This is a genomic window from Metamycoplasma equirhinis (genome assembly GCF_006385185.1).
GTDB classification, from domain to species: domain Bacteria; phylum Bacillota_I; class Bacilli_A; order Mycoplasmatales; family Metamycoplasmataceae; genus Metamycoplasma; species Metamycoplasma equirhinis.
Genome location: NZ_VFIX01000004.1, coordinates 1 through 16989, shown reverse-complemented (window position 1 = coordinate 16989; position 16989 = coordinate 1). Strand labels below are relative to the sequence as shown.

Genomic DNA, 16989 nt, shown 5'->3' with positions numbered 1-16989 from the left:
TAAAAAATTTTAGTATAATTACAAACTATGAAAAAAGCAAAGTTTATTAGTAATAAATTTAGATGATTTATAAATATTTTAGTCCTTTTAGGAATAATTTTATCTGTTGTTTTTGGGACAGCGTTTTTTCTTGCGCCTAAATTGAGTCAAAATCATTCAAATGTTGCAAAAGCGCATGTCGGTTTAAAAATCGAAAAACACAAAAATTTTGATTTGCCAAATTCAAAAAATATTTTAAATCTAACAAAAAAATATATTGAAAACCAACATGGTGTTTTATCTTCATCGCAAAGTCTTAACTTATTATCTAACAATTTGCTAGAAATTTCTAGCAATGAAGTTAAAACTGATGAAGACATGCAAAAGCTTATAACTAGCTTGGTAAAAAAGCCCTATTTAACAGTGACAGATGAACTAGGAAACCCCTTATTTTATAAAGGGAGTTATATTTCTAGATTTAATCCTGATATTACTCTAGTTAAATCATTGCAAGATTTTATAAAAGAAGGACCAGAGGATTATAACATTAGTTTAGATAAGGATCCTGCTACAACAAAAAATAAAGCCGGAGCAAGACAAAGAATTAAAATTAAATTAGATTCCACCGGATGAGACCAATTTGTTAATATGGCGAATGAATATTTTTACAAATATTTCATTAACAATAAAAACGATTCAAATCCAACTGTAAAAGTTTACTTTTGATTAAATCTTCATGAATTTATTAGAATTGCAAAAGAAAAATTTCCAGAAGATTGAAAAAAAGCTGGAGAAAACCCTGTAAATTTTGCTTATATTGGTAATTCAGCTAAGCCTGATGAAATTAAAGAAAAAGATAAGGTTATTGATTTAAAATTTCCTTCATTAAAATATAATCAAATTAATGCTGGGGGTTACTTAATTAGCGCAATGAATCCCGCTGCTTTATTGTCACCAGATAAAAGCGAATCTTCATTTTATCTACTCAATAACAATAAACATGGACTTTCCGATGATGAAATTGCGGCTATTATAAACTTTTCTTATTCAAAATTTGATTTTGTAAAACAATATTCATATTTCACTATTAATGAAAATAAAAATAAAAACAAATATTTAATAGCAATAACAATTTTATTTTCGATTGTAGCACTATTTTTAATTGCTAAATACCGTTTAATTGGTGCAATATCAATTTTATCGTTAGGATTCTTTGTATTTGTTTTCTTATCAATTCTAATTGCGTTTAAAATAACAATAAATCCAGTTGTTTCGTTAAGTATAGTAATTCTATTGCTCGTGGCGTTTTACATTTTAAATAATAAATTAGCAATCTTTAAAAAAGAAATTAATAATGGTGCAAATCCTAACAAAGCCGTTAAGAAAATGATTAATAATGGCTTGATTAGTGGACTAGATTCTATAGCACTAATGATTTTTGCAACTATTTTTGCAATATTTATTAAAATTTCATATATTAACACAATTGGAATAATTACATTTATTGCTTCCTTTATAATATTAACCTTTGCAATTTTATTAAATACTTTACTAATTAAAAATCTAATTAAAACTGAATCATTTGATAAAAATCCTAAGATATTAATCAATCAAAATTCTAATTTATCAAAACTAACAAATAAAATAGACTTAATTACTAAATCAAAATACTTTACGATTAGTTTTGCTTTTTTAGTATTTATTACACTAATATTATTTGGTATTTTTGCCGGCGTATTAAAGTCACCAATAAATGGTTTAAACATAGCGCCAGAGTTGAAATACAACTATTTAACTACAATTTCTGTTTCGGAAAATTTGGGTGATGGTTTCACAATTGCTGAAATTAATAAAATAGCTGAATTTATTTTTAAAATAGACGGAATCAATAATATAGAAATATTACCAATGACAAAAGATGCGGATACAACTACATATGTTTTAAAAGTATTTTCAAAAAATGATTTAAACTCATTAATTTCTAGCGCCGAATTTAATAATTTAATTTCAATTTTAAAAACTAAACCACTCCTATTAAGTAACTTAAACGCACTTAGCATAAAATTAAATCCAATAACTTTTGCTAATAACATTGGCTGATTGACTTTAATAATTACTTGCACGATAGTAACTTCAATGATATACATAACAATTAGATTTTCATTAATTAGTGCGCTAATTTTAATGTTAAAACAACTATTTATTATTATATTAGTTGCAATGCTTTCAATAATTTCATACAATCAATTAAATGAAGAATTATTTGGCGGAATTGTGTTTATTACAATATTCAATATTGTTGATTCTGTAATCAATTCACAAAATATAAAAGCTGAATTTATTAAAGATACAACAACGATTAACTATATTTGAGAAAAAGAAAAAATCAAAGAAATTTTTTTAAATCACACAAGAGATATTTTCTTTAGACAATTATTTAATATGATTTTATCTGTTGTAATCATAATTTTGTTTAAATTACTAATAACCGATATTAACTTATCATTTGGATTAACATTTGGGCTAGGGTTGGTTTCGTTATCGTTAATAAACTTATTCATTATTCCAAATATTTGAATGCATCTATATTTCAAAAAATATGAAATTAAAAAACGTAGAATCGAAAATGGCTATTGAAACACAGAAAAAATTGAAGAACAAGTATTTAATGGTATAAACTCATTTTCTATTTAATTAATTATGGAGGGCAATATGATTTTTAATCGTCTAAAAGGAACAAAAGATATTTTTGGTAATGAATCAAAAATCGTTTCTTATATTCGCGAAAACTTTTTTGAAATAACAAAAAATTACGTTTTTGATTTTATTGAAACTCCAATTATTGAAGAAGCTAATTTGTTTATAAGATCAGTTGGTGAAACAAGTGATATTGTTTCTAAAGAAATGTATATTTTCAAAGATAATGGCGATAGAACTATTGCACTACGTCCAGAAGCAACAGCTTCAACAATTAGAGCATTCGTTGAAAATAAAATAAATAATTTAGAAAATACTAAATTATCATACTTCGGACCTATGTTTAGATATGAACGCCCGCAAAAAGGCAGATATAGGCAATTTATTCAAGGCGGAGTTGAATTAATTGAACCCAAAAGCATTAACGCTAACTTTGAATTAATAAAGTTAGCATACGATTTTTTAGAAAAAATAAAAATTACTGATTTTTGCCTTGAAATAAACAATTTAGGTTCTTTTTCTAGTCGTAACAACTACATAAAAATATTAAAAAAATATTTCGAACAATATAAAGATCAATTATCAGAAATTTCACAAATTCGGTTACAAAAAAATGTACTTCGAATTTTAGATGATAAAGAGGAAAACGATAAAGATTTTGTTAAAAAAGCTCCAAAATTAATTGATTATCTTTCCGTTGAAGAAAAATTAGAATTTGATAATTTACTTAAACTACTAGATTTATTTAATATTGAGTATCGCATAAATCCTTACCTTGTGAGAGGCCTTGATTATTATAATGATATTGTTTTCGAATTTGTATCTACATCAAAAGCTTTAGGTTCTAAATCGACAATATTGGGAGGCGGAAGATACGACGGAATGCTCGAGTCATTTGGCGGCCCTAAACTAGGCTCGATCGGTTTTGCATTTGGCGTTGATAGAATTGTTGAAATAATAGCAGCCAATATTAATAAATATCCCGAATTATCAAAAACCCAAGATATTTTAATTGCATATTTAAACGATTCTGAAAAAGACGAAATTTTTAAAATTGCATACGAATTACGTAAAAAAGTTCAAGTTAACTTAATTAATCAAAAATTAACAATTAAACAACTTTTTAAACAATATTTTAAGCTTAAACCCAAGTTTTTAATTTTCAAAGAATTAAACGCTAAGCCTAACGAAATTAAAATCAAAACTAAAAATCAAGAAAAAACAATAATATTTACCACAAACAAAGAATTTCTTGCAGCAATAAATGAAATGGAGTAAAAATGAAACAAATATATGGCGGTAATCTTACACTAAATGATTTAGATAAAAAAGTTGAATTATTTGGTTGAATTGCAAATAAACGAAAATTTAAACAACAATTATTTGTTGATTTGCGCGATTCTTCTGGTATTGTTCAACTAGTGTTTCAGAATATTTCCGACCCAAAATTGACAAAAGAAAGTTGTATAAAAGTAAATGGAATTATTAAAAAAAGATTAGAAGCAAATTTGGAATTAAAATCAGGTGAAATTGAAATATTGGTTGATAATTATGAAGTTTTAAATTCATCAAAACAAATTCCTTTTGAAATTGCTAAAAATTCTACAAATGCAAACGAAGATTTAAGATTAGAATATCGTTTTTTAGATTTGAGGCAAGAGAAAATGCTTGAAAATTTAAAATTAAGACATAAACTTTCGCTTTTAATAAGAAACTTTTTTGATAGTGAAGGCTATATCGAAGTTGAAACCCCAATTCTTGGAAAATCAACTCCCGAAGGTGCTCGTGATTATCTAGTACCAACAAGAAAAAAAGGAAAATTTTTTGCGTTACCTCAATCGCCACAATTGTTTAAACAACTTTTAATGAGCGCCGGAATTGAAAAATACTTTCAAATTGCAAGAGTATTTAGAGACGAAGATTTAAGAAAAGATAGACAGCCAGAATTTACTCAACTTGATATTGAAATGTCATTTGGTGGTAGAGAAGAAATCTTTGAACTATGCGAAAAAATGTGAAAAGAAGTTCTTTATAAACTAGGCTATAAAATTTCAACTCCATTTCCACGTATGGATTATTTTTACTCAATGCAACATTACGGAAATGATAAGCCTGATACTAGATTCGAATTTTTAATCGAGGATTATACAAATGAATTTGCGAAAAATTATGAAAATAAATTTGTTAAGGTAATTATTTTTGATCGAAACGTAGCTGAATACTTACAACCAATTAATGAAACTTTTAAAAAAAATAATGGGGAAATCCTAATTATTGAGAATTTACAAGATTCTAACTCAATTTTTTCAAACAAATTGCTAAACAAAGCTAAACAAAAAAAGATAGAAACCCCTTTTGCAATCGTATCAATCAACAAAGATGAAGATGATGCTTTGAAATCTTTGGGTGCAGTGAGAACATTATTAAATGAATTATATGTTTTGGCTGATCCTGAGAAATTAAACTTTTTATGAATTGTTAATTGACCAATGTTTGAGTTTGATAAAGAAAATCAATCATATTCACCTGCGCATCATGCTTTCACTCAATTTGATGAATCAACTTTAGAATATCTAAAAACCGGCGAATTGGATAAGGTTAGAGCTCTTTCATACGATTTGGTACTTAACGGATTCGAATTAGGTTCTGGCTCAATAAGAATTCACGATCTAAAAACCCAAAAATTAATGTTTGAAATTTTAAAAATTAGCGAAAAAATGCAGCAAGAAAGATTTGGATTTTTCTTAAAAGCTTTTGACTATGGTTTGCCACCACATAATGGTATAGCATTTGGAATTGAGCGTGTTTTAATGATTCTGACAAAATCATCATCTATTAGAGATGTTATTGCGTTTCCAAAAAATGCAAAAGGTATAGATTTACTTACTTCCGCACCATCAGATGTAACAAAAGAACAATTATTTGAATATAGTTTGGAAATTAAAAAATAATTAAGGAGATATATATGAGTGCTATTTCAATATTTTTAATTGTTAGCTTGATAATCATTGCTTTTTTAATTGTTGGCATTTCATTTATGATGGCTCCTGATTCTAATAGCTTTAGTGGTGCCTTAGTTGGTAGTAACGATTTAGATTTATTTAAAATTTCAAAAGAACGCGGAATAAAGAAAGTTTTAAAATGGTCAATGATAATTTTAGGCATTTTGTTATTTATTTTATCTTTGACATTGCGAATAGTTATTCAAAAAGGATAAAAAATTGTGTTTCCAAATAATAACCACGCAAATATAATTAATGAACAAAAAATTCTTGAAAAAATTAGATCTGTAGTATCTATTTCTTTCGAAAAACTTGCTAAATCACTAAAACTTTCTCCTAAATTAAATAAACAATTAACACTTCAACTAAAAAAATTAATTAATAAAAATCTAATTGAAATAAATCGCGATGATAAATATATCGCTATTTATTTTTTAACCGAAGTCGAATGTGAAGTTGTCATCACTAATAAAAGATTGGGATTTATTGAATTTGAAGAAAACGGCGAAAAAAAATCTGCATTTATTCCTCCTTTTCAATTAAAAAATTGTCTAGATAAAGATATTATTAAAGCTAACATTTTTTACTATTTTTCGGATTCGGGTGAAAAGTTATACAAAGCAAATGTTCTAAAAAATGTTAAACATAACAAAAAAATAATCGTTGGAACGATTACTAAGACACCTAATAATCATTTTTATTTTGATGCTTGTGATGAAAAACATCAAGGTAAATTTGAATTTTTATCAACTAAAAATATTCCTGATTCTATTAATAAAAACGACATCGTGAAATGCGAAATTTTGGCTTCAAATGATAAAAACATCCTGATTTTATATAAACAAAAAATTTCAAATTTAAATGATAGCGATTTTCCTGTCAAAAAAATCATTGCTTCTAATGATGTGAATGAAAGTTTTGATGACGAAACCATTAAAAATATCGATTTAATTCCTAATTTTGTATCAGAAGAAGAAATTAAAGAACGTAAAGATTTAAGAGAACTTTTAACAGTTACAATTGATGGTTTGGATACTAAAGATTTTGACGATGCGATTTCTTGTTATAAACAAGCAAATAACAATTGAAAATTGTTTATACATATTGCTGATGTTTCATATTATGTCAAAGAAAATAGCCCCATTGATGTTGAAGCGCTGAAGAGAGGAACAAGTATTTATTTGCCAGATGCGGTTATTCCTATGCTGCCATTTCAATTGTCCAATGGAATATGTTCATTAAATCCCGATGAAGTAAGAAATTGTATAACATTAGAATTAGAAATTGATGGTGTTGGAGACAACATAAATGCTCAATTATATGCTTCAACTATAAAATCTAATTATCGTTTAACGTATAATGAAGTTAATGACTATTTCGATAACAAAATCAATGTTCCACAGAAAATTTCCTTACTTCTAGACGCAGCTAGAGATTTATCTAACATAATCGGTAAAAAGAAAGCAAACGAAGGATATGTCGACTTCGAAATTAAAGAACCTAAAATAATTATTGAGAACGAAAAAGTAATTGATATAAAAATAATCAAAGAAGGCGAAAGCGAAAAATTGATTGAAAACTTTATGGTAAGAGCAAATGAAACTGTCGCTCAATTAATGCTTGATAGAAATATTCCTTCAATCTATCGTATTCATGAAAAACCCAGTGAAGAAAAACTATTGAGTTTACAAAGTTTACTTAAATTTAGCGGTTATAAAAATATAACTGTTCCTTTAGATGGAAAACCATTATCATTTGCTAACATGATAAATCAAATCAAAAAAATTTCGTTCGATGATTATCTTAAAATGGCTATGTTAAGAACAATGCAAAAAGCAATATATTCTTCTAATAATATTGGACATTTTGGTCTAGCATCTGAAGCTTATTCTCATTTTACAAGCCCCATCAGACGATACCCTGATTTACTTTTACACCGTTTAATTAGAAAATATATTTTTGAAAAAAAGGAATTAAAAGATGATGATAAAAAAAAGCTAGGAGAAAATATCGAATTAATAGCTTTACTGAATTCAGAATCCGAAAAAATAGCAATGACCATCGAAAGAGATATTGTTGATATAAAAAAAGCAGAATTTTTTGAAAATTTAATTAATAAAACTTTTGATGCTACACTTGTTAGCGTAGAAAAATTCGGTTGTTTTTTTAATATAAATAAATATGAAACCAGTGTTTTAATAAGATTTGAAAATATTAATGATAATATTTTAAAAATCTCAGATTATGAAGCTAAAGGCAACAAAATTTCTCTTAAAGTAGGAAAAAATTATAAATTAATAATAACATCAGTCGAGAAAGAAAAAGGTAATATAAATGCAATGTTGGCGTAATATTGCACTTTTTTTGTAAAATTTAAATATGCCTAAAATAATTGCTCAAAACAAATTTGCAAAATCAGATTATGACATAGAAAGCACATACGAATGTGGCATTTCGTTATTAGGGTGAGAAGTAAAAAGTTTGCGAGCAAAAAATGTTAAAATGGAAAATGCATTTTGTTCGTTTAATAATCAAAATGAATTATGATTAAATAACATGAACATTGCTCAATATATGCTAGTTAAATGTGATCCTTATCGTACTAGAAAGCTATTAATGCACAAATCCGAAATTATTAGGCTACAATCAAAGCAAGAAAAACTCGGGTTGATATTAATGCCACTTTCAATGTATTGAAAAAATAATCATATTAAAGTTGAAATAGCATTAGCAAAAAAACTAAAAAAATATGATAAACGGCAAAAAATAAGAGAACAAGAAGCAAAAAAAGATTTTAAATTTTAATGGGGGTGTAAAGGCTTCGACAGACGTCAATATTATTAAATTTCAGTGGTTTTGTAAACCTAAATACTTCTAGGCTTTTTAAGCGCAAACAAAAAAAATTCACAAGCTTTCATGGTTAAATCAATGATGGCTTCAAATCCAATTTACGCATATTAATTTGCATTGGCGATCAATAAATTTGCTCGGTTTATTGAATTCGTATGAGAGCTTAACTTTAAAAAAAATTAGTCATTTTTAAAGCGAAATTATTGACTAATATGCATACAAAATTTGTTGATTAATATGTATTGCAGAATTTATTAATCAAATAAACTTGTAAACATTTAATAATAAAAACGTGTGGACCGGGGTTCGATTCCCCGCATCTCCACCATTTTTTTTTGCTTATTTTTAGTTATTTATGTATTTCGTTGTATTCTATATGTTATTATATTAATAATAACAAGACAATTAGGAGGTTATTTAATGGCTGTTCGTTTGGTTGTTAATCATGATGATGGATGGGCTGTAAAAAATCCAAAAGGTAAGAAAGCATTACGTATTTTTAAAACACAAAAAGAGGCTGTCGAATACGCAAAATCGTTAAAAGACACCACTTCTGTTAATGTTCAAAGCAAAATTGGCACTTTTAGAAAATATACAAGCTAATGTATAAATTATTAGATGGTAAAGAATGCGCTAGCAAAATCAAAAATGCTATAAAAAATGATATTTCCAAATTGGCAAAAGATGAAATGCCAATTTTAGGTATTTTGCAAATAGGCAATCTTGACGAATCAAATATTTATGTTAATAGTAAAATAAAAGTCGCCAAGGAACTGGGGATTTCTTCAAAATTAATAAAATTAGAAGAAAACTGTTCTGAAGCCAAAGTAATTGAAGCAATTGAAAAACTAAGTAATGAAACAACAGGTTTTATTATTCAATTACCAATGCAAACTAAAAAAATTAAAAATGTTCAAAAAATTTTAAATTTAATTCCTAGCACAAAAGATATTGACGGGTTAAGCGAATTTCATCTAAATTCTAATTATTTTAAAAATGAAAGTTTTTTACCGGCAACCGCACTAGGAATAGTGATTATGTTAAAACAAAATAACATTGCAATTACTAATAAAAAAATTGCTGTTATAGGACAAAGTAAAATAGTTGGTTATCCGTTAGCTAATTATTTTGAACAATTAAATAACAAAGTGGCTAGATATACAATTGATACCCCCAAAGCTACAATTATTGAAAATGATATTGTAATTGTTGCTACGGGAGCACGCAATTGTGTGACTTCAGACATGATAAAAAATGACGCAATTATTATTGATGTCGGAATACATAGAATTAACGGTAAAATATATGGAGATGTTGATTTTGATAGTTGCAAAGATAAAGTTTCGTATATTACGCCGGTCCCCGGCGGAGTTGGCCCAATGACAATAATATCGTTAATTCTTAATTTGTTAAAATCTATGACATTTCAAGAAAAAAAATATAAGCAAATTTTTAAAAATTTAATTAAGATATGATAATTTTATGTAGAAAAACCGGTAATAAAATTTACTGGTTTTTTGCTCATTTTTTTAATGTATTTTATGTAAAATAATATCAATAATAAAAATTACTAAGGGGAAAAAATGATTATAGGAGTTAGCGGCATGATAGCTGCCGGAAAAAGTTGCTTATCAGAAAAATTACACAAACATTATAATGGATCTTATATGTTGCATGAATTCGAAGAAGATGATGAAGTATTTAATACTTTTTTAAAGTGATTATATGAAAAAAAACCTAATTTAACAATTGGATTTCAATCATATATAGTTGAAAATCACTCTTCAAAATTTACAGAAATAGTAAAAAAATTTAATGAAGAAAAAAAAGATTGAAATAAGGATCATATTTTTTTAGATAGATTTTCCATTGAACATTATATTTTTGCTAATTTAATACTATCGCAAAAGGGAAAAAGATATTTGGATGCTTATGATGCATTATTTGAAAAACTTATTAGCAAAGAAGAATTGCCTGATTTAGCAATTTATTTGGATATAAATTTTGAAACATTTAAGAAACGTATATTTGAACGTGGGAGAGTAAGCGAAGTTGAAAATTGAAATCAAAACTACGAATATTTTAAAAATTTGCACGCAAATTATTTAAGAATTTTTAAAGAAATTGCCGCCAGATTTGGACTTAGATATATTATTATTGATACAAATAACTTAAGCGAAAAAGAAGTGTTAATGAAAGCGATTGAGATAATAGATAAGGAGACAATGAATGCAAATAGATAGCAGAATCGAAAAAGTTTTATTTGATAAAGAAACACTAGAAACTAAAATTAAAGAATTAGCTAATTGAGTAAATTTAGAATATAAAAGTTCTGAAAATTTAATCATTGTCGGACTTTTAAAAGGTTGCTTGCCATTTTTAGCACAACTAATAAAAGATGTGAACATTGATTTTATTATGGATTTTATGATCACTAGTTCATATGAAGGAACAGCTAAATCTTCAGGCAATGTAAAAATAATTTTAGATATGGCAAACAATATCGAAAATAAAGATGTGCTTATCGTTGAGGATATTATCGATACTGCAAGAACAATGTCAAAAGTTGTTTCAATATTAAAATCTCGAAATCCAAAATCAATAAGAGTACTCACTTTATTAAATAAACCAAGCAATCGAGTTGTTGATTTTGAACCAGATAAATTTGGCTTTGAAATAAAGAAAACAGATTTTGTTGTTGGTTTTGGTTTTGATTGGGAAGAAAAAATGCGCCAATTGCCTTATATAGGCATATTAAAAGCTAATAAAAAATAATAATTTAGCTTGCTTTATGCAAGCTTTTATTTTTAAAAAGTAACTTAAAATAAGACTGTAAATTAGTAATTTAATTTATTTAAAGCAATATGCAAGAAAATTAAATATTTAAAAATTTAGCAATTTAAACGTCAACAATTTAATTTTTATATATTAAAATATATAATATTTAATTATGATTGAAATAAAGAAGTTATGCTATAAATATCCCGGTACAAATAAATTAGCTTTAAATGATGTTAATTTCACTATTGATGACGGACAATATGTTGCAATTTTAGGACATAATGGTTCTGGAAAAAGTACTTTTTCAAAAGTCTTATCAGCCATTTATAAAGCTACTAGCGGTAAAGTTTTAATTGATGGACTAGAAATCAACTCTGAAAATTTACGCGAGATTAGAAAAAAAATCGGAATTGTTTTTCAAAATCCTGATAATCAATTTATTGGCTCTACCGTTGAAGATGATATTGCTTTTGGGTTAGAAAACAAACAAATGACAACTTCAGAAATGTATGAAATAATTGTTAAATATGCGACTGAAGTTGGCATGGGCGATTGCTTAGATAGAGAACCACAATATTTATCAGGAGGACAAAAGCAACGCGTTGCTATCGCTTCGACTTTGGCATTAAATCCTAACATTATTATTTTCGATGAAATAACATCAATGCTTGACCCAAAAGGCAGAAGCGATATTTACAAGATAATTCATGATTTGCATCAAAAAACTAATAAGACTTTAATTTCAATTACTCATGATATGGATGAAGCTTTGTTGGCTGATAAACTAATAGTTTTTTCAGGCGGAAAAGTAATAGCTGAAGGAAAACCAATCGAAATTCTTAACGACAAAAAAATAATTGATATAGCCAAAATAGATTCGCCGTTCATTTACAAACTAAGTGAAATGGTTGACGGAATCAACCCAACTTATAACGAGGAGGAATTAATAAAACAATTATGCAAATAAAAGTTCAAAATATTTCCAAAGAATATAATGTTGGGCTTCCAACATATATTAAAGTTTTAGATGAAGTATCTGTCAATATTAATGAGGGCGAAGCAATATCAATAATTGGTCCGACCGGATCGGGAAAAACTACTTTGATCGAACATTTTAATGCTCTATTAATTCCTAGTGCAGGGCAAATAACTTTTAACGATGTTCCAAAACAAATAAAAACCAAAAAACCGAAGAAACCTAATCGTAAGAATTTTACGGATGAAAATTTGTTTAATGAAGCCGTAAAAAATTATGATGAAGAATTGTTAAAATTTAAAACCACACCAAAAAGCGAAAGAATAGAATTAATTAATACCGATATTAACATTTCTAAAACTATTAAGAAAATTAAAAACGCAAAAACTTTGCGTAAACAGGTTGGTGTTGTTTTCCAATTTGCAGAATATCAATTGTTTGAATCAACAATTGAAAAAGATATCATTTTTGGGCCCATATCTATGGGTGTGAAGAAGGCAAAAGCAAAGGAATTAGCAAGTAAATATTTGGAATTAGTTGGTCTACCAAAGGATTATTTAGATAAAAGCCCATTTAATTTATCTGGCGGTCAAAAACGTCGTGTTGCTTTAGCTGGTATATTAGCAATGGAACCGAAATTTTTGGTCTTAGACGAACCAACAGCAGGTTTAGATCCTCAAGGTGTAGAAGAAATGTTAACTTTATTTCACAATTTATACAAACAAGGCAAAACTATAATAATTGTTACGCACGATTTGGATAATGCATTAAAATGAACCAATCGCACACTTTTTGTTAAAGAAGGTCAAATAATTAAAGATGGAAACACATATGAAATATTAAGTGATCAAAAACTACTAGAGAGTAATAACTTAATTCCAACAAAATTGCTATCATTTGTAAATAAATTAAAAATGAATAATATTGATGTTGGTAAAGTTACAAGCATTGAAGATTTAGCGCAAAAATTAAACGAATATCGTAAATCAAAAAATAAGGTAAGGAGCAAATAATGAACCGTACAATTATTGGAAAATATTTAAATATTGATACGTCTGTTCATAAGTTAGATCCTAGATTAAAATTTTTGGGTAACATTCTGTTTATTGTTTTATTTTTTATAGTTGATCATTTTATAACATTAGGTATTTTGGTTGGATTTATAATGATTGTTTACATGATTGCAACAAAATCAATAAGATCTTGCTTTGCAAAATTAAAGTTACCGGCATATATAGCTTTATTTTTACTAATTGTCAATATGCTTACAGTTAAGGGGGCACATTCATCTAATGATTCATTTTTTGTTCCTTTAAGTTCCGAAGCTAATATTGATTCATATGTTTATTATCGTGGGCAAACAATAATTAATACAATTTATTGAGCCCCATTTGGTAAAGATAAAATTTTTCAATTAACTAAATTCACAATTTTAAGAACTATTTCAATATTTATAAGAATTTATGGTGTTATTTTAACTACCACAATTTTAACAGTAACAACAAAACCAGTTCTTTTGACAAGGGCAATAAATGATTTTTTATTCCCTTTGAAAATATTTAGAATTCCAACCGAAATAATTACAATGATAATTTCGATTGCACTTCGTTTTATTCCAACGCTATTGGAAGAGTCCAATCGAATAATGAAAGCCCAATCTAGTCGGGGTATAGATTTTAAAAACGGCAATTTAAAGGACCGAACAAAAGCGTTTATTGTGCTAATTGTTCCCATTTTTGTTTCTTCATTTACTAAGGCAAATGATCTAGCGGATGCTATGACTTCAAGAGGTTATGAACCTTATGCTAAGAGAAGTCATTATCGTCAATTAGTTCCTAATTGACGTGATTTTGTGGCAATATTAGCAATTTGTATATTAACTACAATGGTTATTATTTGTCAATTAGATGCAATTAATTTACCATGATGATGACTTGCAACTTTTCAAAGAGTATAAGGAATAATTAATGGAAACAAGAGAAGAAATACGCAAAATCGTTTTCGAGTTACAACAAAAAATTAACGAATGGGATCATCAATATTATGATTTAGATAATCCAACTGTTTCGGATGCAATTTATGATAGTGAATTTAATAAATTGAAAAAATTAGAGGAAAAATATCCCTATTTTTTTTCATATGAAGAGCTTAAACTTTCTCCGACGCAAAAAATTAATGCAACTTCACTAGATATTTTTACCAAAGTAAAACACGATAAACCAATGCTTTCTTTAAATAAAGCGTATTCAATTGAAGAAATTTCAAAATTTATCTCAAATATCGAAAAAATCACAAAAAAATATTCGTTTTTTATTGAACCTAAAATAGATGGACTTTCGATTTCTATTAAATATAAAAATGGCAAGTTACTTCAGGCAGTAACGAGAGGTAATGGAATAATTGGCGAAGATGTTACCGAAAACATATTACAAATTCAATCAATTCCTAAAGAAATTTCTTTAAAAGATGAACTTGAGGTTAGGGGTGAAATATATTTGCCCATTGATGATTTTAATAAATTAAATAATAATCTTGAACTTATGAATAAACCTAAAATGGCCAATCCTCGAAATGCTGCTGCAGGAACACTTAGACAACTAAATTCACAAATAGTAAAAGAACGCAATTTATCGGCTTTTCTATATTACATAGTAAACCCTGAAAAATACGGCATTAAAACAATGCAAGAAGAATTTCAATTTCTTAGAAAATATAATTTTCAAATTTCAACAGAAGCTCAACTTGTCAAATCAATGGAGGAAATACGAAAATACGTTCATGATTTTAAAACAAAGAAGCAATTACTAAATTACGAAACGGATGGAATTGTTATTAAATTAAATCAATTGGAATTCTATGACAAATTAGGATATACAGCTAAATTTCCTCATTCAGCAATAGCATTTAAATATGAACCCGATACCGTTGCTACTTTATTAAAAAAAATATTTGTAACCGTTGGACGAACGGGTTTAGTAACTTATAACGCCTTATTAGAACCCGTGGAACTTTCCGGTAGTTTAGTCTCTTATGCTACATTGAATAATTTTGATTATATTGACAATCTAAACATTAATGAAAACGATTTAGTTTATGTTAAAAAGGCCGGTGAAATTATCCCATGTGTAATTGGGCTCGCTTTGAATAAAAATAAAGGGCAAGAGAAATTTAAAAAAATTTTGAATTGTCCATTTTGTCAAAGCGAATTCATTGATTCAGAAACTAAATTAGAGCAGTATTGTTCTAATAAAAATTGTCCCGAAATAATCAAACGTAAATTAATACATTTCGCTTCCAAGGATGCTCTGGATATTATTACTTTAGGTGAGAAAAATATTGAATTGTTAATTGATAAAAATTTCATAAAAAAGCCTGAGGATTTCTTTTTACTAAAAAATCATAAAGATAAATTATTAGAATTAAATCGTATGGGCCATCGCTCGGTTTTAAAAATGTTAGATGCAATAGAATCTTCTAAACACAAAAGTTTAGAAAAACTAATTTTTGCGCTATCTATTAAACATATTGGCGTCAAAATTGCTAAATTTATCGCTTCAAAAGTAAGAAAATTATCTAATTTTTTGACTTTTGATTTTGCTAGTTTGAAAGAATATAATGAAATTGGAGAAAAAATTACTACTTCACTAATTTTATGAGTTTCAGAATTTGAAAATCAGGAATTAATTAACAATCTGATTAATTTAGATATGGATTTAGAATATAACGAATCAACAATTAATAATAAACTACAAGGCAAAACATTTGTAATTACCGGAACTTTATCTAAACCACGAAATTACTTCGAAAAAATAATTATTGAAAACGGCGGATCGCTAACAAATTCGATATCGTCAAAAACATCATATTTGATATATGGTTATGATGCCGGTTCAAAATTAAGCAAAGCAAAAAATCTTAATGTTGAACTTTTAACTGAAGATGATTTTTTGCGATTGATTTAACTTAAAGTTACTAGTTTTTTTGACTAGTAATTTTATTTCATTTGAAAAAAGCAAAAGTGCTGAAATTACATAGTTCATTAATCAAATATTTTTAGATGATTTTAACATTACTGCACCATTATAAATAAGTTTTATAAATTCATTAAACCCTAAAAAATATCAATAATTTAAATGATTAGTTCAAAAAAATAGTATTGAAAACATATATGTGAATGATGCAATTGGTAAAAAGAATATTTGATAAATAAATCCTAATAAATTGATCTCGCTCGCGATATTCATTGATAAAAATAACGCAGATAAATAAGTTACTAAAGTAACGCAAAAATATTGTAATGAATATCTTTTTATAAAATTAAACAAATTAATAGAAATTAAAATAGTTATAGTTATCAAATATGAAAAAATAAATGAATAATTAAAAACTATATTGAAACTAAAAATTAAATTTATAATCATGACCATCGTTAAAATGCTTAAATTATTAAATTTTTTATTAAATCATTTTTTATTTACATATGTAATTAAAATAAATAAGAATGCACGACTGGCACTTATTTGAAAATTTAAAATGACCAAATAAATTAATAAAATTAGAAATATAATTATATGTTTTATATTAGAGCGGATTTTCTTAGTTAACAAATTTAAAATAAAATAAAGCAGACCAAAATGAAAACCACTAATTGTGAAATAATGAAATATGTTTAATTTTCTTAAATAATCAAAAGATTCATAGTAT

Annotated in this window: 15 protein-coding genes and 1 other RNA gene; 15 read left to right on the top strand and 1 reads right to left on the bottom strand. The window is 26.6% G+C overall.

Features of this window, described 5'->3' with window-relative positions:
• Positions 1–27 precede the first annotated feature (27 nt).
• The 15 genes from secDF to ligA all read left to right on the top strand — a co-directional run bounded on the left by secDF (position 28) and on the right by ligA (position 16247).
• Positions 28–2673, top strand: coding sequence for a protein translocase subunit SecDF (gene secDF, locus FJM08_RS07695; protein WP_140031461.1), 2646 nt, complete (start codon positions 28–30; stop codon positions 2671–2673).
• Between the two features lie 18 nt (positions 2674–2691).
• Complete coding sequence (hisS, locus tag FJM08_RS01560; protein WP_241863864.1) at positions 2692–3954, top strand: histidine--tRNA ligase; 1263 nt, start codon at positions 2692–2694, stop codon at positions 3952–3954.
• Between the two features lie 2 nt (positions 3955–3956).
• The gene (gene aspS, locus FJM08_RS07690) at positions 3957–5627 is read left to right on the top strand and encodes an aspartate--tRNA ligase (protein WP_140031460.1); all 1671 of its coding nucleotides are present in this window, start codon (positions 3957–3959) and stop codon (positions 5625–5627) included.
• Between the two features lie 14 nt (positions 5628–5641).
• Entirely contained in the window at positions 5642–5893 is a 252-nt protein-coding gene (gene secG, locus FJM08_RS01550) for a preprotein translocase subunit SecG (RefSeq protein WP_140031459.1), read from the top strand.
• 6 nt (positions 5894–5899) lie between these two features.
• Positions 5900–8029: a ribonuclease R gene (gene rnr / locus FJM08_RS07685; protein WP_211331334.1), complete on the top strand. Its 2130-nt coding sequence runs from the start codon at positions 5900–5902 to the stop codon at positions 8027–8029.
• A gap of 28 nt (positions 8030–8057) precedes the next feature.
• Positions 8058–8483 carry an SsrA-binding protein SmpB gene (smpB, locus tag FJM08_RS07680; RefSeq protein ID WP_140031457.1) on the top strand — a complete coding sequence of 142 codons (426 nt, stop codon included), beginning with the start codon at positions 8058–8060 and terminating at the stop codon, positions 8481–8483.
• Between the two features lies 1 nt (position 8484).
• Positions 8485–8856, top strand: a transfer-messenger RNA (tmRNA) gene (ssrA, locus tag FJM08_RS01535).
• Positions 8857–8948: 92 nt separating this feature from the next.
• Positions 8949–9131, top strand: a complete 183-nt coding sequence (locus FJM08_RS01530) for a DUF2188 domain-containing protein (RefSeq protein WP_140031456.1) — start codon at positions 8949–8951, stop codon at positions 9129–9131.
• Positions 9131–10006 carry a bifunctional 5,10-methylenetetrahydrofolate dehydrogenase/5,10-methenyltetrahydrofolate cyclohydrolase gene (locus FJM08_RS01525; RefSeq protein WP_140031455.1) on the top strand — a complete coding sequence of 292 codons (876 nt, stop codon included), beginning with the start codon at positions 9131–9133 and terminating at the stop codon, positions 10004–10006. Before FJM08_RS01530 ends, FJM08_RS01525 begins: the two co-directional genes overlap by 1 nt.
• A 105-nt stretch (positions 10007–10111) precedes the next feature.
• Positions 10112–10771, top strand: coding sequence for a deoxynucleoside kinase (locus FJM08_RS07675; RefSeq protein WP_140031454.1), 660 nt, complete (start codon positions 10112–10114; stop codon positions 10769–10771).
• Complete coding sequence (hpt, locus tag FJM08_RS01515) at positions 10758–11303, top strand: hypoxanthine phosphoribosyltransferase (RefSeq protein ID WP_140031453.1); 546 nt, start codon at positions 10758–10760, stop codon at positions 11301–11303. The genes FJM08_RS07675 and hpt overlap by 14 nt, the downstream gene beginning before the upstream one ends.
• A 175-nt stretch (positions 11304–11478) precedes the next feature.
• A complete protein-coding gene (locus FJM08_RS01510) occupies positions 11479–12276 on the top strand; it encodes an energy-coupling factor transporter ATPase (RefSeq protein ID WP_140031452.1) in 798 nt (265 codons plus the stop codon).
• Positions 12267–13298: an ATP-binding cassette domain-containing protein gene (locus FJM08_RS01505; RefSeq protein WP_140031451.1), complete on the top strand. Its 1032-nt coding sequence runs from the start codon at positions 12267–12269 to the stop codon at positions 13296–13298. The genes FJM08_RS01510 and FJM08_RS01505 overlap by 10 nt, the downstream gene beginning before the upstream one ends.
• The gene (locus tag FJM08_RS01500; RefSeq protein WP_140031450.1) at positions 13298–14242 is read left to right on the top strand and encodes an energy-coupling factor transporter transmembrane component T family protein; all 945 of its coding nucleotides are present in this window, start codon (positions 13298–13300) and stop codon (positions 14240–14242) included. Before FJM08_RS01505 ends, FJM08_RS01500 begins: the two co-directional genes overlap by 1 nt.
• A gap of 10 nt (positions 14243–14252) precedes the next feature.
• Positions 14253–16247 carry an NAD-dependent DNA ligase LigA gene (gene ligA / locus FJM08_RS01495; RefSeq protein ID WP_140031449.1) on the top strand — a complete coding sequence of 665 codons (1995 nt, stop codon included), beginning with the start codon at positions 14253–14255 and terminating at the stop codon, positions 16245–16247.
• Here the strand turns inward: ligA and FJM08_RS07670 are convergent.
• The coding region (locus tag FJM08_RS07670) for an MAG0480 family ComEC-like protein (RefSeq protein ID WP_211331333.1) at positions 16215–16989 on the bottom strand (775 nt) is incomplete at its 5' end. The genes ligA and FJM08_RS07670 overlap by 33 nt on opposite strands.